Raw genomic sequence first — 17165 nt, forward strand, 5'->3', positions numbered from 1 at the left:
CATGAAACGTGACTAGCGTTCGGGTTATGGATCGAAGAGCGTTCATGGTGGCCGCCGGAAGCGCGGCGGCGGGGGCGGCGATGCTGCCGGGACAGGCCGAGGCACAGGAGAAGTGGGGCCCGCATCGGCCTGTCGTCCGCTTCAACATCCTCAGCGACATCCAGGGTGATCTCACCGATTTCGGCAAGGCGCTCGACGACCTGCACGCGATCAACCCGGGCAGTACGGGACTCGGTATCGCGGGTGATCTCACCCCGCGCGGCTACGACTTCGAGTACGCCCAGCTGCGCTCGACCTTCGACAAGCACCCGCATCCGCGGGAGGTCGCGTGGGCCATCGGCAATCACGAGTTCTACGTCCCGAAATGGCGTGATCCCGACACCCTCGCCCAGGAGACCTGGCCCAACGGGACGACCGAGGATTCCCTGTTCCGCAGCTTCTACCGGTTCGCGGGCCGCAACACCGTCTACAACGAGACGTCGTTCGGCGGGGTTCCGGTGCTCTGCCTCGGGACCGAGCGGTACGCGAAGTACCACGACCCCAAGCTGTGGGACGAGGTCTGGATGAGCGACCGCCAGTTCACCTGGCTGGAGCAGCGGCTCCGGTACTGGTCGAACCGGCGCAGCCCGGTGATGGTGCTGACCCATCATCCGTTGCCCAACACGGTTTCCGGTACGCACAACAAGCTCTACCGGTCCGACTACCTCCAGCCCGACAGGCTGCTCTCGATCCTCGGCAGGCACCGGGACGTGTTCCTGTTCTCCGGGCACACGCACTGGGATCTCAACCTGTCGGACTGGGTGGTCCGCCGGGTGGTCCCGGGCACCGGGAACCTCGAAGGGTTCACCGTGGTCAACACCGCGGCCGTCCAGACCGGGTGGACGGACGACGGCAAAGGCGGGGAAGTGTCCCTCGGTGGCGCGTTCAACCAGGGGCTGCAGGTCGAGGTCTCGTCCGGCTCGGTGGTCATCAAGGCCCGCGACTTCACCACGAAGACCTGGCTGAAGCAGATCACCGTTCCGCTGCACAACTCCTGGGGTCGTGAGTGGTAAGGACGGTTCTGGCGCGGCGGCGGAGCCGATGCCGGTGAGCGGGGAGCTGGGACACCGCGGCCCTGGCCGGCCCCAGCGCGTGAAGGCCCCCTTCCCTCGGCTCAGCCGAGGGAAGGGGGCCTTCACGCGCAACCGTTGTGCCGGAATCCCGCCTAGCTGGCCGGCTTGACCTCGGTCGCCGGGTTACCGTCGACCGCCGCGGACAGCTGCGGGACGATCCGGTCGATCACGTACGGCAGGCTCAGCACGGTCACGAAGGAGACCGCGCTGCCGTAGTTGCCTTCGTTCTCGATGAAGACCTCGCGCTTTTCCTTCGCCACCTTGAGACCGGTGTAGAGCGCGTCCTTGCCGAGGATCTCCTGCGCCTTGGCCGGGGTGTCGATGAGCCACACGAGCGCGTCGCGGTCGAGGAGGTCGGTCCGTTCGGCGCTGAGGCTCTTGCCGAACTTGTCACCGATGACGGCGTCGAGGTCCGCGGGCAGCTTGAAACCGAGCGATTCGAGGATGTGCGAGCGGCCGTCCTGGCTTCCGTACACGAAATAGCCCTCGTAGGTCGACGCCATCAGCGCCGACTTGCCCGCGAACTCCGGGTGGTCCTTGCGAGCCTGGGCGAACTTGTCCTCGACGGCCTTGACCAGTTCGTTCGCCTTGGTCGCGCGCCCGACGGCCTGGCCGACCTTCTTGGTCGCCTCGTTCCACGGGATGCCGTAGTCGTTGTACTCCTTGGGCTGCGCGACGACCGGGACGCCGATCTGGCTCAGCTTGTCGTACTGCTCCTTGGTGAGCCCGGAGTACAGGGCGATGATCAGATCCGGCTTGAGCGCGGCGATCTTCTCGTACTGCGGCCCGTCCACGTCCTTGAGGACCTCGGGCAGCGCGGCGCCGCCGAGCTTGTCGGTCGCCCACGGGCCGATCGTGCCGGGGAACTTGCCGAGCCACTCGGTGACACCGACCGGGACCACGCCGAGGGCGAGCAGCGCGTCCTGTTCGGTCAGGCCGACCGTGACGACGCGCTTGGGCTCCTGCGTGATGGTGGTGCTGCCGTACTTGTGCTCGATGGTGGTCGGGAACGCGTTCGCGTCGACCGCGGAGCCGGCGGAGTTCTGCGCGGCCGGGGTGGCCGACTCGCCGCCTCCTCCGCACGCGGTGAGCGAGGCGGCCAGCACCAGGGTGGACGCCAGCAGGCCGGCGGTCTTCAGGCGCCCGCGCACGGCGGAGAGGGTGGGGATTCGGGCCATCATCCGTCCTTCGTGATCGGAGGTCCGGCGGGATGCCGGATTAATCGAGAATCAGGTTTGGCTAACCTAAGACGCCGACGGGCCGATTGCAACCGGTGACGCTGCGTCCCGGGTCACGTCTGTGAACGGTTGTCCGACCAGGCCGCCCAAAGCGTTGCGTATTGACCACCCGCGGCCACGAGTTCGTCGTGTGTCCCGCTTTCGACGATCACGCCCGCGTCGAGCACGACGACGCGGTCCGAGGCCGCCGCTTGCGTCAGCCGGTGCGCGACGACGAGACCGGTCCGCCCTTCCAGAGCGGCGGCCGCGGCGGCTTCGAGGGTCTTCGCACCCGCGCTCCCGGCTTCCGCGGTGGCCTCGTCGAGGATCGCGATCGGCGGATCCGCGAGCACCAGCCTGGCCAGCGCCAGCTGCTGCGCTTGGGTGACCGTCAGCTGATGCCCGCCCTCGCCGACGATGGTCGAGAGACCCTCGCCCAGCGCCTCCGCCCAGCCCCGCGCGCCGACTTTTTCCAGCGCTGCCAACAGGTCCGCGTCGGACGCGGCCGGACGGGCCAGGCGGAGGTCGTCCGCCAGCGAGCCGGCGAAGACGTGCACCTCCTGGCTGATCAGCGCGACGGCCCGCCGCGTGGCGGACGGCCCGAGTTCGTCGAGCGGGATCCCACCGACGGAGACCGTGCCCGAAGCCGGGGTGTGGATCCCGGCGATCAGCTTGGCCAGCGTCGTCTTCCCGGCCCCGCTCGCCCCGACCAGGGCGACCCGCTCGCCGGGGGAGAGGTCGAGGTCGACGTCCCGCAACACCGGATGTCCGTCCACATAGGAATGGGAGATCCCGGCGGCCTTCACCGACGCGTCGACGGGCCTCGACGGCCGCTCGGGTTCGCGCGGCGCGGGCAGGTCGGCGACCCCGATCAGCCGGGCGAGGCTCGCGGCGGCCGCTTGCGCGTCGTCCACCAGCGCGAGCGCGGTGTTGATCGGGCCGAACAGGCTGTGGAAGTACAACGCCGCCGCCGTCGCCGCGCCGACGGTCACCGCATCGGCACCCACCAGCAGGAAACCGGCCGCGAGCACGGCCGAGAGACCGATGAACTCGGCGAGGTTGAGCCGGGCGAAGAACTTCGTCATCAGCCGGACACCGCGCAGCATCAGGTCCATCGCACCCTCGGACCGCTGCCGGACGCGCTCCACATGGGCGTCGGCGAGCCGGAACGCGCGGACGGTCTTCGCTCCGCCGATCGTGTCGAGCAGTTGCTGCTGCTGCGAACCCGTCGCGATCCGCTGCTTCGCGTACAACGGGACGGCGTTGCGGACGTACCAGCGCACGGTGTGCAGCTGGATCGGCGCCGCCAGCAGCGCGGCGAGCAGGAACCGCCAGTCCAGGACGGCGAGTGCGCCGAGGGTCAGCACGATCGTGAGCACCGAGCGGCCCAGTTCGGGCAGGGCTTCGCGGACCGCCCTCGCGACCACCGTGACGTCGTTGGTGACGCGGGCGGTCAGGTCGCCGGAGCCCGCGCGTTCGACCTGCTCCAGCGGAAGACCCAGCGCGCGGTCGACGAACCGTTCGCGTAGTTCCGCCAGCAGTGTTTCGCCGAGCTTCGCGGTGAGCGAGACACCCAGCGCCGTCGCGATCGCCTGTGCGACGGCGACCAAGACCAGGGCTACCACCGGAGTCGCGAGTTCGGTCGCGGGCCGTTTCTCGATGACCAGGTCGACGATGTGGCCGAGCAGGCGGGCGGTGAGCAGCCCGATCGCGGTGGCGCCGACGAGCATCGTGAGGGCGCCGGCGGCGCGCGCCTTCGAGGTGCGGAGCAGCTCGCCGAGGACCGCCCGGATCCGCTTGCCGTCGGCGGTGGGCAGGAGTTCGCGGGTCATGACAGCACCGCCGCGCGGTAGTCGGCGCGATCCCGGACGAGTTCGGCGTGGCCGCCCTCGCCGGTGATCCGGCCGCCGTCGAGGACGACGACGCGGTCCGCGACGGCGAGCAGGGCGGGGCTGGTGGTCACCAGGATCGTGGTCCGTCCTCGTCGTAGCCGGGCGAGCCCGGTGGCGATCTTCGCCTCGGTCACCGTGTCGACCGCCGTCGTCGGGTCGTGGACGACGAGCACCGGCGCGTCCGCGGCGAGCGCGCGGGCGAGCGCGACCCGTTGCCGCTGGCCGCCGGAGAGGGAACGTCCGCGTTCGGTGACCGCGGTCCCGGTGCCGTCCGGCAGCGCCGCCGCGACCTCGTCCGCCGCCGACGCGGCCAGTGCCTCGTCGAGTGGGCGGTCCCCGGCGTGGACGTTCTCCGCGAGCGTCCCTTCGAACAGGTCCGCGTCGTGCGCCGCCACCAGGACGACCTCCCGTACCCGTTCGGGGTCCACAGTGGACAGATCCACGCCGTCGACGTGGACCCTGCCTTCGGCGGGATCGCCCGCCCGGCCGAGGCAGTCGAGCAGATCGGTCGCGGCGGCCGGATCCGCGGCGACGACGCCGATCAGCTGCCCGGCCGGGATGTCGAGGTCGACACCGCGAAGGCTGCCGTACGAGACCGCGGCGAGCCGGACGTTCCCCGTAGCGGGCGAAGGGAGTTCGCCGTCGCCCGGTTCCACCGCGGCCGGCGTGGTCAGCAGGTCGGCGACCCGGGACGCGGACGCGCGGCCCTGCGCCAGTTCGCCGTTGACCCACGAGAAGATCAGGAACGGGGTGAGCAGGAACTGGGCGAGCCCGACGGCCGCGACGAGATCGCCGACGCTGATCGACCCCGACGTCGCGAGATGCCCGCCGACGAGGGCGACGATCGCGATGAAGACGCCGGTCAGCGCGAGCACCGCGCCGTCGTGCCAGGCCTTGGCCCGCGCGGCGCGCAGCGTCGCCTTGAGCGAGTTCTGGCTCGTGTCCCGGTAGCGGGCGACGGCGGCCGGTTCGGCGCCGATGCCCTTGAGCACCCGCAGGCCGGCGACCAGATCCGTGGCTACCCCCGAGGCATGCGCGGATCGCTCCTGTTCCGCTTCGCTGCGGCGTTCCAGCGGCTTGCCGATGAGATGCGCGAGGTACAGCAGTGGCGGCGTGCCCAGAAGCACGAGGAGGCCCAGCGGAAGCGAGATGCGCAGGAGGGCGACCGCGCTGACCAGTACCCCGGCCAGCGCTGCGATCCCGAACGGCAGCGCCGCGTTCACCACCCCGACGCGCTGCGCGTCGCTGGTGCCGATGTTGACCAGCTCACCGGCGAGCTTGCCGTTTTCGGCGCCACCGCCGGGATGCAGGACACGCCGGCTGATCGCGATGCGGAGATCGTGCGCGGCCCGCAGCGACGCGCCTTCGGCCGCACGCGCGGCGAACCGGTAGCTGTAGGACAGTCCCGCGAAGACCACGGCGAGCACGGCGAGCCAGAACACGAGCGTGCCCACGGAACCGCCGTCGACCGCCTGGTCGATCACCACGCCGATGATCACCGGGACGAGTGCTTCACCGCCCTGGTGCCCGGCCGCGAGCACGGACGCGAGCGTGACCTGCCGTCGCTGCCCGGAAATCGCCTGGCGCAGGACACTCCGGCTGGTGGTGGCCATTACGGTCACCGGCGGCCTCCTAGATCGGGGTAGGTAAGGCTAGTCTAAGTAGGTAGCTCGTTGAGGTGAACTCCGGCGTTCGGTTAGCCTCGCCTCACTCGAAGGAGGTCCCGTGGTCGTCACCGAACGCCCGTCCGAAGCGGCGTCCCCGCCCAGTACGGCGGCACGGACGTTCCGCGCCGGCGGTCTGGTGGTCGGGCTCGCCCTGCTGGCGCTGGTGTTCCTGCTCAGCATCTGGGTGGGGTCGAAGAGCATCCCGTTCACCTCGACCTGGTCGGTGCTGTGGCACAACGACGGCTCGACCGACGCGGTGATCATCCACGACCTCCGCATCCCGCGGACCCTGCTGGGCGTGGTCGTCGGCGCGGCGCTCGGGCTCGCGGGCGCGGTGATGCAGGCGCTCACCAGGAACCCGCTCGCCGACCCCGGCCTGCTCGGCGTCAACACCGGTGCCTCGGCCGCCGTCGTGTCGGGTATCGCGTTCGCCGGTGTCACCGGCGTGCTCGGCTACATCTGGTTCGCCTTCGCCGGCGCCGCGATCGCCTCGGTCGTGGTGTACCTCCTCGGCTCGGCGGGCCGCAGCGCCACGCCGGACCGGCTGGTGCTCGCCGGTTCGGCCGTGATGGCGGTGCTCCAGGCGTACATCGTCGGTGTCCTGCTGCTGATGCCGGAGACGTTCAACCAATTCCGGTTCTGGAACGTCGGTTCGCTCAGCGGCCGCAAATGGGACGTGTTCCTGCAGATCTCTCCGTTCGTCGTGCTCGGCGTGATCATCGCGCTGCTGCTCGCCCGCCCGCTCAACGTGCTCGCGCTCGGCGACCAGACCGGCAAGGCGCTCGGCGCCCACGTCGGCCGCACCCGGGTGCTGGGCGCGGTCGTCGTGATGCTGCTCTGCGGCGCGGGCACCGCGGCGATCGGACCGGTCCTGTTCCTCGGGCTCGCCGTACCGCACGCCGCGCGGATGCTGGTCGGCCCGGATCAGCGCTGGGTCCTGCCGTATTCGATGCTGCTTGCACCGATCGCGCTGATCGGCGCCGACGTCGTCGGCCGCGTGCTGAACCCGCCGGAGGAACTGCAGGCGGGGATCGTCGTCGCGTTCCTCGGTTCGCCGGTGTTCATCGCGCTCTGCCGCCGCAGGAAGCTGGCCCGCCTGTGACCGCGACCAAGGAGCACCCACGGATGACCACCCGCGTCCTGCGCACCCCGGGCGGCGGGCTTTCCCTGCGCGTCACCCCACGGGCCGCGATCGTCGTGACCCTGCTGGCCATCGCCGTGTTCTTCGTCGGCGCGGTCAGCATGACGACCGGCGACTACCCGCTTTCCGTCGGCGAAGTGATCCAGACGCTGTTCGGTTTCGGCGACCGGAGCACCGAGTTCATCGTGACCACCCTGCGCCTGCCCCGGCTGCTGACCGCCCTGCTGGTCGGCGGCGCGCTCGCGGTCAGTGGCGCGATCCTGCAGAGCCTGTCCGGGAATCCCTTGGGCAGCCCCGACTTCATCGGCTTCACCGAAGGCGCGGCGGCCGGGGCGCTGCTGACGATCATCGTGGTGCACGGCGGCATGCTCCAGGTGTCGCTGGGTGCGCTGGTCGGCGGTGTCGTGACGGCGGGGTTGATCGCGCTGCTCGCGCTGAAAGGCGGCGTGCACACCTTCCGGCTGATCCTCGTCGGCATCGGCGTGAACGCGATGCTCATCGCGTTCAACTCCTACCTGATCACCAGGGCCGCCTGGCAGGACGGGCTCGCGGCGCAGGCTTGGCTGGTCGGCGGGCTCAACGGACGCGGCTGGGAACACGTCGTCCCGGTCGCGATCGCCATCGCCGTCCTGCTGCCGCCCGGATTCGTCTACGGCAGACGGCTTTCGCTGCTGGAGATGGGCGACGATTCGGCCATGGGGCTCGGCGTGCCCGTCCAGCGGAGCCGGATCGTGCTGCTCGGCGTCAGTGTCGGGCTGTGTTCGATCGCGACGGCGGCCGCCGGCCCGATCGCGTTCCTGGCGCTCGCCGCGCCTCAGCTGTCGAAGCGGCTCACCCGGTCTTCGGGACCAGGGCTCGCCGCCGCCGCGCTGATGGGCATGCTCCTGCTGGTGACGAGCGATCTGGTCACGCAACAGTTCTTGGCGGGCCTTCCCGTCGGTCTGGTGACCGGCGCGATCGGCGGGCTGTACCTGGCCTGGCTGCTGGTGTCCCGGCGCGGGGTCAGCCGAGCTGCGCGCTGACCGGCTCGATCGGCGCGGGCTCGCCGAAGCGGGCCAGCGCGAGCGCGGCCGAAACCGCGAGCACGAACCCGATCGCCGCCACGGCCGCGAAACCCGGCCGCGTGGTGTCGCCCAGTACGAGCACGCCGATCAGGGACGGGAAGACGGTCTCGCCGATCACCATCATCGCGGTCGAGGTGGTGACACTGCCGCGTTGCAACGCGGTGGCGTAGAACAACATCGCCAGCGCGCCCGCCACACCCAGGGTGTACGTGGCCGGGTCGGCGAGCAGATCCAGCGGGGCGAGGCTCGTGAGCGCGCGGCCGGAAAGCGCGACGACGCCGAAGCACAGACCGGCGATCAGGCCCAGCGACGGTGTCCGGATCCGTCGTGACGCCCGGCCTGCGAACATCCCGGCCGTACCGAGGACGACCACCGCGCCGATCAGCACGAGCCGGAAACCCAGCCCGGTCGGCTCCGAGCCCTCGCTCTCCGCCGACATCCCGAGCAAGGCGAGCCCGGCGCAGACGACCGCGACCGCCGTCCACTCACGACGGCCTAACCGGACGCCGAGTGTCCGTGCGGCGACCGCGGTCACCGCGAGACTGCCCGCCAGCGCCGCCTGGACCACGAACAGCGGTAGCACCCGCAGGGCGGCGACCTGTGCGACGAACCCGACGACGTCCAGCGCCAGGCCAGCGACGAACTTCCACTGCCGCAGCACCCGCACGAGCAGCCGGGGATCGACTCGGTCTTCGGCGCCCGAGGTCGCTTTCGCGGCGATCGCCTGCATCACCGAAGCGACACCGTAGGCACAGGCCGCGAAGAACGCGCAAATCAATCCCCACCACATGGATCGTGAGCCTAGTCCTGTCCTCTGTGTAGGGTGACCGCATGTCGAACACGAGTTCGAGCCCCGCCGAGCCGGTGGAGCGGGCCTGGCCGGACGGGATCGCCGAGGACGAAATCGGGATCCAGTGGGATTTCCTGCGTTTCCTCCGCGCGACGGCGGTCAACAAGGTCGCCGGGCTGACCAGGGAGCAGGCGGCCGCGACACCGCTGCCGTCGTCGCCAAGGACGAGCGCGCTGGGGCTGCTCAAGCATCTGACCGCGGTGGAACGCTGGTGGCTCTCGATCGAGGCGGGCGGTGCCGATCTGCCTTCGTTGTGGGAAGGCTCACCGGATCCGAGCTGGGACCTGTCCGAGGACGACGACCCCCGCTCGGTCGTCGAGGCGTACCGCGCCGAGTGGGCGTTGTCGGAGTCGTCGCTGGCAGGCGTCTCGCCGGACGACCGGGCGCGCAGGTCGGGGAAGTTCACCGTGCGCTGGGTGCTCGCCCACGTGCTTCAGGAGACCGCGCGCCACGTCGGGCATCTGGACGTCTTGCGGGAGCTGGCCGACGGAACCACGGGCGAGTAGCGCCGTAAGGTGTGCGCATGGTTGACAGGCTGTACTTCCGGCAGTTGCTCGCGGGCCGCGACTTCGCGGTGGGGGACCCCGTCGCGACGCAGATGGTCAACTTCGCCTATCTGATCGGCGACCGGGAGACGAACGAGGCCGTCGTCGTCGACCCCGCGTACGCGGTCGGCGATCTCCTGGACCAGCTGGAAGCCGACGGCATGCGGCTGACCGGTGTCCTCGCGACGCATCACCACCCCGACCACGTCGGCGGCGAGATGATGGGGTTCTCGCTGCCGGGGATCGCGGAGCTGCTGGAGCGCGTCCAGGTGCCGATCCACGTCAACAGCGCCGAAGCCGAGTGGGTTCGGCGCATCACCGGCGTCTCCGGCACCGACCTGCGGTCGCACGAGCACGACGAGGTCCTGGAGGTCGGCGCGGTGCCGATCCGGCTGCTGCACACGCCCGGGCACACCCCGGGCAGCCAGTGCTTCCTGGTCGACGGACGGCTCGTCTCGGGGGACACGTTGTTCCTGGAAGGCTGCGGCCGGACCGATTTCCCGGGCGGTGACGCGGAAGCGATCTACCGGAGCCTGCAGTGGCTGGCCGGGCTGGACGGGGACCCGGTCGTCTATCCGGGGCACCAGTACTCCGCCGAGCCGTCGGCGAACCTGTCGCGGGTGAAGGACACGAACTTCGTGTTCCGGCCGAAGTCGCTGGAGGAATGGCGGCTGATGTTCGGCGGCTGACCGCCTCCTCCAACCGCTTGCAGGCGAATGTGGCGGTGCGTGTCGCGAAAGCCGCTTTCGCAATGTCAGCGGAGTGTGGGCTCAGGTTGTGGTGAAGGCCTCCTTGCCTACCCTGAAGGTAGGGAAGGGGCCCTTCACCACGCCACCGATGTGCCTCTTGGCGAGCCCCATGATCTGGGTGCGTGTCGCGAAAGCCACTTTCGCGACGTGTGATGTCCCGAAAGTGGCTTTCGCGACACGCACTCACGCCCCCGCCTGAAGCTGCGCAAAGCACTCGAACAGGGCATTTCGATCGAAGTAGTGTCCCTTGTGGATAGTCGAGCCGCCTGCCCGCCCGTTCGTGCATGAGTGCGGGCCTCCGCCGGGCCGCGACACATCCCGCCTCCCGCATTCAGAGGACTAAATGCGCGGGAAGATGTCCAGATCGCGGGACGCGGAGCCCGCCGATTGACCCGGCCCGCCCCGGAAGCCGAAGCTCGGAACCGTGACGCTCAAGCTGCATTGGTTCCTGCCCACCACTGGCGACGGCCGGACGATCGTCGAGCACTTCCACGCCAGCCGCGCCGCCGGAGCGTCCGCCGCCCGTGAGCCGAGCCTCGACTATCTCGCTCAGGTCGCCCGCGCCGCCGAGGCCAACGGCTTCGAAGGCGTGCTGACGCCGACCGGCACCTGGTGCGAGGACGCCTGGCTGACGACGGCCGCGCTGATCCGCGAAACGAGAAGCCTCAAGTTCCTGGTCGCGTTCCGGCCGGGGACGATCTCGCCGACGCTGGCCGCGCAGATGGCCGGGACGTTCCAGCGCATCTCGCGGGGGCGTGTGCTGCTCAACGTCGTCACCGGCGGCGACACGGTCGAGCAGCGCCGGTTCGGCGACTGGCACGACCACGATCAACGCTATGCCCGCACGGGCGAGTTCCTCGATATCGTGCGCGGCGTGTGGAGCGGCAAGCCGTTCGACTTCGACGGCGAGCACCTCAAGGTCGAAGGCGCGACGACGCGCGCGGCGCCGGACCCGGTCCCGCCGATCTACTTCGGCGGGTCGTCCGCGGCGGCGCTGCCGGTCGCGGCGAGGCACGCCGACGTCTACCTGACCTGGGGCGAGCCGCCCGCGCAGGTCGCCGAGAAGATCGCCAAGGTCCGCGAACTCGCCGAGGAGCAGGGCCGGAAGATCCGCTTCGGTATCCGGCTGCACACCCTTTCCCGTGACACGTCGGCGGAAGCCTGGGCGGAGGCGGGGAAACTGCTGGACGCGATCGACCCGGAGCGGATCGCCCATACTCAGAAACAGTTGTCCGCCAGTGAATCCGTCGGCCAGCAACGGATGGCCGCACTGCACGGCGGGAAGACCGACGGCGGCGTCCGCGGCCTGGAGGTGTACCCCAACCTGTGGGCCGGGATCGGCCTGGTCCGCGGTGGCGCGGGCACGGCGCTCGTCGGCAGTCACCGCGAGGTGGCCGACCTCATCGAGGAGTACCACGCGCACGGCATCGAGGAGTTCGTCCTTTCCGGATACCCGCATCTGGAAGAGGCGTACTGGTTCGGCGAGGGCGTGCGGCCGGAGCTGGTCCGCCGCGGTCTCGTCGCGTAAATCCCTTACAGGGTGCGGGAAAGGGCCAAAGCCGCGGTCCGCACCGCGGGCGCGACGCGGTTGGTGTGCATGCGGTTGGCCCAGCCGGAGATCGACAACGCCGCCACCGCGACACCTCGCGCGTCGAGCAGCGGGCTCGCGGCGCAGACGACGCCGACGCCGGACTCCTCCCGTTCGAACGCGATTCCTTCACCGTGGATTTTGGCCAGCTGACGGCGCAACAGGCCGGCGGCGGTGATCGTCCGCGCGCTGACGCGGGGCAAACCGGATTCGATCACTTGTGTCACCACGGATTCCGGGGAGAAGGCGAGGATGGCCTTGCCGACGCCGGTGGCGTGCGCGGGGAACCGGCCACCGATCCGGGACGGCAGCGACGGCGCGTCGGGTCCCCGCAGGATGTCGAGGTAGACCACCTCGGTGCCTTCCAGCACCGCGAGGTGCACGGTGTTGCGGGTCGCCTCGCGCAGGTCGGCGAGATACGGCCGCGCCGCCTCGACGAGCCCTCGGCGCCGGACCGCCAGCTGGCCGATCTCGAACAGCTTGAGCCCGAGCCGTAACGCCGCGCCCTCGCGTTCGAGCAGACCGGTCGCGACCAGATGCCCGGTGAGCCGGTGGACGGTCGACTTCGCCAGCCCGGTCCGCCGCGCCAGTTCGGAGACGCCGAGCGCGTCGTCGCCGGGACGGAAGGCGGAGAGCAGCGCGGAGATGCGGGCGGCGACGAGGCCGTCCGCTCCGGTTCGTTCCGGGTCGTCGTTCCGCCCAGCGGCACGCATGGGTTGAGTGTGCCCTATCCGCTCGGGGAGCGTCACCTGGCATGGCGCAACGGAAAGCGGTGGCCGCGATCGTCGGTCCCGGGAACATCGGCACCGACCTGCTCGCGAAGCTGAGGCGCAGCGAGCACGTCGAGGTGCGGTACATGGTCGGCGTGGACCCGGACTCGGACGGGCTGGCGAAGGCCGCGGAACTGGGACTGGAGACCTCCGCCGGCGGAGTCGACTGGCTGCTGTCGCGCGACGAGCTGCCGGACCTGGTCTTCGAGGCGACTTCGGCGAAGGCGCATCTGGCGAACGCGCCGCGGTATGCCACCGCCGGGATCCGCGCGATCGACCTGACCCCGGCCGCGGTCGGCCCGTTCACCTGCCCCGCGGTGGGCCTGCCCGAACGGCTCGACGTGCCCAACGTCAACCTCATCACCTGCGGCGGCCAGGCGACGATCCCGATCGTGCACGCGGTGTCGCGGGTGACGCCGGTGCCCTACGCGGAGATCGTCGCGTCCGTCTCGTCGCGTTCGGCAGGACCCGGGACGCGGGCGAACATCGACGAGTTCACCGCGACGACGGCGCGCGGGATCGAACTCGTCGGGGGAGCGAGCCGCGGCAAGGCGATCATCATCATCAATCCGGTCGAGCCGCCGATGATCATGCGCGACACCGTGTTCTGCGCGATCGACCCGGACGCGGACTTCGACGCGGTGAGCGAATCCATCCACCGGATGGTCGAGACGGTCCAGGGTTACGTGCCGGGCTACACGCTCAAGGCAGATCCGCAATACGATCCGCCCCGGCCTGGCTGGAGCGGGCAGGCACGGGTCGCGGTGTTCTTGGAGGTCGCCGGGAACGGGGACTTCCTGCCGAAATACGCCGGGAACCTCGACATCATGACGGCCGCGGCCGCCCGTGTCGGTGACCTTCTGGCCACGCAGGAGGTGGCGGCATGAGCTGGGACGACGTGGACCGTGAGGTCCGGCTGGTCGACACGAGCCTGCGCGACGGCAGCCACGCGATGGCGCACCAGTTCACCGAGAAGAACGTGCGCGACACCGTCCGGGCGCTGGACGACGCCGGGGTCTCGCTGATCGAGGTCAGCCACGGCGACGGGCTCGGCGGCTCGACGTTCAACTACGGCTTCTCCCTTGTGGACGAACGGAAGCTGATCGAGGCGGCGGTCGACGAGGCGCGGCACGCGAAGATCGCGGTGCTCCTGCTGCCGGGACTCGGCACGGTCGGCGACCTGCGGGTGGCCGCGGACCTCGGTGCCGGCGCGGTCCGGATCGCGACCCATTGCACCGAGGCCGACGTTTCCGTCCAGCACTTCGGCGCGGCGCGCGAGCTCGGGCTGGAGACGGTCGGTTTCCTGATGCTGTCCCATATGTCCACGCCCGAGGCGCTGGCGGAACAGGGCCGGATCATGGTCGACGCCGGTTGCCAGTGCGTCTACGTCGTCGACTCCGCCGGGGCGCTGATCCTGGAGGACGCGGGTGAACGCGTCGCCGCGCTGGTCGCGGAATTCGGGGACGAGGCGCAGGTCGGCTACCACGGGCACCAGAACCTGAGCTTCGGCGTCGCGAACTCGGTGCTCGCCTACCGCGCGGGCGCACGGCAGATCGACGGTTCGCTCGTGGCGCTCGGCGCGGGCGCGGGCAACTCGCCGACCGAGGTCCTCGCGGCGACCTTCGAGCGGCTCGGGATCCGCACGGGCGTCGACAAGGACGTGCTGATGGACGCGGCCGAAAACGTCGTGAAGCCCTACATCACCCGGCTGCCGGTGATGGACCGGTCGTCGATCGTGCAGGGATTCGCCGGGGTGTACTCGAGTTTTCTCCTGCACGCCGAACGCGCGGCGGAACGCTACGACGTCCCGGCGCACGAGATCCTCTACCGCGTCGGCGCCGCGAAGTACGTGGGCGGGCAGGAGGACATGATCATCGACATCGCCCTGCAGCTGGTCGCCGAACGCGGTCAGGGTTGACGGTCGGCGCCGAGCACGAGGCGGACGCAATGCTCGATCAGGCGCTCGCGGCTCACCTTGAGCGAGCCGTCGAGGTAGGCGATGAACACGTTGCTCAGCGCGCCCACCAGCCCGATCGAGGTCATCTGCCGTTCGGCGGCGTCGCCGTGGGACAGCTGCCCGCTGACCAGTTCGGCGAACGAGGGGAGGAGCGCGATCCCGCGTGTCGTCAGCGCGGGATCGGTGATCGGCGCGAGCAGGAGCACCCGGCCCTTGCGCGGGTCGTCGAGCATCAATTCGACGAACGCGCGGACGGCGGCCTTGGCCCGTTCGGCGGGTTCGGCGGTGTCGCTGACCGCGTCGACCAGTGCCTGCCGTGCCTGCTCGCCGATGTGTTCGTACACCGCGACGACCAGTTCCTCGCGGTCGGTGAAACTCTCGTAGAAGTACCGCTCCGTGAGCTTGGCGTGGCGGCACACCGCGCGGACGCTCACCCCGGCGCTGCCCTGGGTGCCGAGCAGGTCGAGGCCGGCGTCGACGAGTTGTCCCCGCCTCGCGGCCTTGCGGTCGTCCAGGGTCGTGCCTGCCCAGCTCCGGCCGGCCATGATCGGCTCCTCTTGTTGACTACGGCCGTTGTCAACTTTAACCTGACAACAGTTGTGGTCAATTTAACCAGCTCATTGAGGAGACCGGTGATGACACAGCCGCGGCCGCTGGGACCGGATTCGCTGACCTGGAAGTACTTCGGCGACTGGCGCGGGCTGCTCATCGCGCTCTGGGCCGGATCCATGCAGAACATGCACCCCGAGCTGGGTGCGGGCGTCGAGGAGCACTCGCGGTTCTTCGAGGAGCGCTGGCAGCGGCTGTTCCGCTCGCTCTACCCGATCGGGGGAGTGATCTACGACGGCCCGCGGGCGCGGCAGACCGCGCTGGAGGTGCGCGGTTACCACGATCGGATCAAGGGCGTCGACAAACACGGGCGGCGCTATCACGCGCTCAACCCGGACACGTTCTACTGGGCGCATTCGACGTTCTTCGTGAGCGCGATCCTCATCGCCGACAACTTCTGTGGCGGCATCGGCGAGGCCGAGAAGCGGAAACTCTTCGACGAGCACGTGCGGTGGTACGAGATGTACGGGATGAGCATGCGCCCGGTGCCGGAGTCGTGGGAGGACTTCCAGCTGTACTGGAAGCGCATGTGCGAGGACGTCCTGGAGGACAACAAGGCGACTCGCGACGTCCTCGAGATCCAGGACATCGCCAAGCCGCATTTCCTGCCCTGGCTGCCGGATTTCGCGTGGAATCTCGTGCGCGGGCAGGTGGCGCGGAACTTCGTCTGGCTGACGGTCGGCCTGTACGACCCGCCGATCCGCGAGCGGCTCGGCTACACCTGGACCGAACGCGACGAGCGACGGCACCGCCGCGTGGGAAAGCTGATCAACGCGGCGTTCAAGCTGGTCCCGCGCGATCGCCGTTACCACCCGCGCGCCAGGGCGGGCTGGCGTCGCGAGCGAGGCGAACTGGCCCCGGACGCGCCATTGGTCGAGACTCCCGCGAGGAACCTTCCGCCGCTTTCGGAGCGGGGCAAACCCGAGCACTACTCACCGAACGTCTGACGAGGAGCCTCGATGAAGCTTGGTTACCACCTCGGTTACTGGTCCTCCGGCCCGCCGGAGGGCGCGCTGGACGCGATCCTGCGCGCCGAAGAACTCGGCTTCGATTCGGTGTGGACCGCCGAGGGCTACGGCTCGGATGCGTTCACCCCGCTCGCCTGGTGGGGCGCGTCGACCAGCCGGATCAAGCTCGGCACCAACATCGTCCAGATGTCGGCGCGCACCCCGACCGCCACCGCCATGCACGCGCTGACGCTGGACCATCTGTCCGGCGGCCGGTTCGTGCTCGGGCTCGGCGCGTCCGGGCCGCAGGTGGTCGAAGGCTGGTACGGGCAGCCCTATCCGAAACCGCTCGCCCGCACCCGCGAGTACGTCGACATCGTGCGGAAGGTCGTCGCGCGTGAGGCGCCGGTGACCCACGACGGGGAGCATTTCCAGCTTCCGCTGCGAGGCGGCACCGGGCTCGGCAAGCCGCTGAAGTCCACAGTGCACCCGTTCCGCAAGGAGATCCCGATCTTCCTCGCCGCGGAGGGGCCGAAGAACGTGGCGCTGTCGGCGGAGATCTGCGACGGCTGGCTCCCGTTGTTCTTCTCGCCCAAGAGCGACGCCTTCTACCGGAAGGCGTTGGAGGAAGGCTTCTCGCGTCCCGGCGCCCGGCGTGGTTTCGGCGATTTCGAGGTCGCCGCGTCCGTCCCGGTGCTCGTCCACGACGACGTCGAGGAGGCCGCGAGCTGGATCAAACCGTCGCTCGCGCTCTACATCGGCGGTATGGGCGCGAAATCGGTCAACTTCCACCATGACGTCTTCGCCAGGATGGGGTACGAGGACGTCGCCGACAAGGTCCAGGAGCTGTACCTGGCCGGCCGCAAGGACGAGGCGACGGCCGCGATCCCGACGTCGCTGGTCGAGGACACCTCGCTGATCGGACCGGCGGAGAAGATCCGCGACGAACTCGCGGCGTGGGAGGAGACCGTGGTGACCACGCTGCTCCTGCGGGGCGATGCCGCGACGCTCACGAAGGTCGCGGAAGTCCTCGCGTAGCCGCTCCCGACCTCGTGAG

General features: G+C 69.9%; 16 protein-coding genes. 10 read left to right on the plus strand and 6 right to left on the minus strand.

What is annotated here, in order from left to right; translation table 11 throughout:
- The first annotated feature begins 26 nt into the window (after positions 1-26).
- Positions 27-1052, plus strand: coding sequence for a metallophosphoesterase family protein (locus tag ACIBTM_RS20220; RefSeq protein ID WP_395878599.1), 1026 nt, complete (start codon positions 27-29; stop codon positions 1050-1052).
- 152 nt (positions 1053-1204) lie between these two features.
- On the opposite strand, the gene ACIBTM_RS20225 is transcribed toward ACIBTM_RS20220, so the two are convergent.
- The 3 genes from ACIBTM_RS20225 to ACIBTM_RS20235 form a co-directional block, all read right to left on the minus strand.
- Positions 1205-2290: an ABC transporter substrate-binding protein gene (locus ACIBTM_RS20225; protein WP_395878600.1), complete on the minus strand. Its 1086-nt coding sequence runs from the start codon at positions 2288-2290 to the stop codon at positions 1205-1207.
- A gap of 113 nt (positions 2291-2403) precedes the next feature.
- A complete protein-coding gene (locus ACIBTM_RS20230; RefSeq protein ID WP_395878601.1) occupies positions 2404-4161 on the minus strand; it encodes an ABC transporter ATP-binding protein in 1758 nt (585 codons plus the stop codon).
- Positions 4158-5834, minus strand: coding sequence for an ABC transporter ATP-binding protein (locus ACIBTM_RS20235; protein ID WP_395878904.1), 1677 nt, complete (start codon positions 5832-5834; stop codon positions 4158-4160). Before ACIBTM_RS20235 ends, ACIBTM_RS20230 begins: the two co-directional genes overlap by 4 nt.
- Before the next feature lie 112 nt (positions 5835-5946).
- Here ACIBTM_RS20235 and ACIBTM_RS20240 point away from each other — a divergent pair, with 112 nt between their 5' ends.
- Positions 5947-6990, plus strand: coding sequence for a FecCD family ABC transporter permease (locus tag ACIBTM_RS20240; RefSeq protein WP_395878602.1), 1044 nt, complete (start codon positions 5947-5949; stop codon positions 6988-6990).
- Positions 6991-7013: 23 nt separating this feature from the next.
- A complete protein-coding gene (locus tag ACIBTM_RS20245; RefSeq protein ID WP_395878603.1) occupies positions 7014-8051 on the plus strand; it encodes a FecCD family ABC transporter permease in 1038 nt (345 codons plus the stop codon).
- Here ACIBTM_RS20245 and ACIBTM_RS20250 read toward each other — a convergent pair.
- Complete coding sequence (locus ACIBTM_RS20250) at positions 8032-8883, minus strand: hypothetical protein (RefSeq protein WP_395878604.1); 852 nt, start codon at positions 8881-8883, stop codon at positions 8032-8034. The two genes, ACIBTM_RS20245 and ACIBTM_RS20250, sit on opposite strands and share 20 nt — an antisense overlap.
- A gap of 41 nt (positions 8884-8924) precedes the next feature.
- On the opposite strand from ACIBTM_RS20250, the gene ACIBTM_RS20255 reads away from it, so the two are divergent.
- From ACIBTM_RS20255 to ACIBTM_RS20265, 3 genes are all read left to right on the plus strand, one after another.
- Positions 8925-9449, plus strand: a complete 525-nt coding sequence (locus tag ACIBTM_RS20255; protein WP_395878605.1) for a DinB family protein — start codon at positions 8925-8927, stop codon at positions 9447-9449.
- A gap of 17 nt (positions 9450-9466) precedes the next feature.
- Positions 9467-10177, plus strand: coding sequence for an MBL fold metallo-hydrolase (locus ACIBTM_RS20260; protein WP_395878606.1), 711 nt, complete (start codon positions 9467-9469; stop codon positions 10175-10177).
- Between the two features lie 484 nt (positions 10178-10661).
- Positions 10662-11765 (plus strand): LLM class flavin-dependent oxidoreductase, encoded by a 1104-nt coding sequence (locus ACIBTM_RS20265; protein WP_395878607.1) that lies wholly within the window; start codon positions 10662-10664, stop codon positions 11763-11765.
- Between the two features lie 5 nt (positions 11766-11770).
- Here the strand turns inward: ACIBTM_RS20265 and ACIBTM_RS20270 are convergent, their stop codons facing one another.
- Positions 11771-12538 (minus strand): IclR family transcriptional regulator, encoded by a 768-nt coding sequence (locus tag ACIBTM_RS20270; protein WP_395878608.1) that lies wholly within the window; start codon positions 12536-12538, stop codon positions 11771-11773.
- Positions 12539-12579: 41 nt separating this feature from the next.
- Between ACIBTM_RS20270 and ACIBTM_RS20275 the strand changes: the two genes are divergently transcribed.
- Together ACIBTM_RS20275 and dmpG are read left to right on the plus strand one after the other, a co-directional pair.
- Positions 12580-13482 carry an acetaldehyde dehydrogenase (acetylating) gene (locus ACIBTM_RS20275; protein ID WP_038514145.1) on the plus strand — a complete coding sequence of 301 codons (903 nt, stop codon included), beginning with the start codon at positions 12580-12582 and terminating at the stop codon, positions 13480-13482.
- Complete coding sequence (gene dmpG / locus ACIBTM_RS20280; RefSeq protein ID WP_395878609.1) at positions 13479-14513, plus strand: 4-hydroxy-2-oxovalerate aldolase; 1035 nt, start codon at positions 13479-13481, stop codon at positions 14511-14513. The genes ACIBTM_RS20275 and dmpG overlap by 4 nt, the downstream gene beginning before the upstream one ends.
- Here dmpG and ACIBTM_RS20285 read toward each other — a convergent pair.
- On the minus strand, positions 14504-15097 hold the full coding sequence (locus tag ACIBTM_RS20285) for a TetR/AcrR family transcriptional regulator (protein ID WP_016334041.1): 594 nt from the start codon (positions 15095-15097) through the stop codon (positions 14504-14506). The genes dmpG and ACIBTM_RS20285 overlap by 10 nt on opposite strands.
- Positions 15098-15187: 90 nt before the next feature.
- Between ACIBTM_RS20285 and ACIBTM_RS20290 the strand changes: the two genes are divergently transcribed.
- Together ACIBTM_RS20290 and ACIBTM_RS20295 are read left to right on the plus strand one after the other, a co-directional pair.
- Positions 15188-16108, plus strand: a complete 921-nt coding sequence (locus tag ACIBTM_RS20290) for an oxygenase MpaB family protein (RefSeq protein WP_378369282.1) — start codon at positions 15188-15190, stop codon at positions 16106-16108.
- A gap of 12 nt (positions 16109-16120) precedes the next feature.
- A complete protein-coding gene (locus tag ACIBTM_RS20295; protein ID WP_395878610.1) occupies positions 16121-17146 on the plus strand; it encodes an LLM class F420-dependent oxidoreductase in 1026 nt (341 codons plus the stop codon).
- The last annotated feature ends 19 nt before the right edge of the window (positions 17147-17165 follow it).

Origin of the sequence: Amycolatopsis sp. NPDC049868, from assembly GCF_044461365.1 — a bacterium.
In the GTDB taxonomy this organism is placed as follows: Bacteria; Actinomycetota; Actinomycetes; order Mycobacteriales; family Pseudonocardiaceae; genus Amycolatopsis.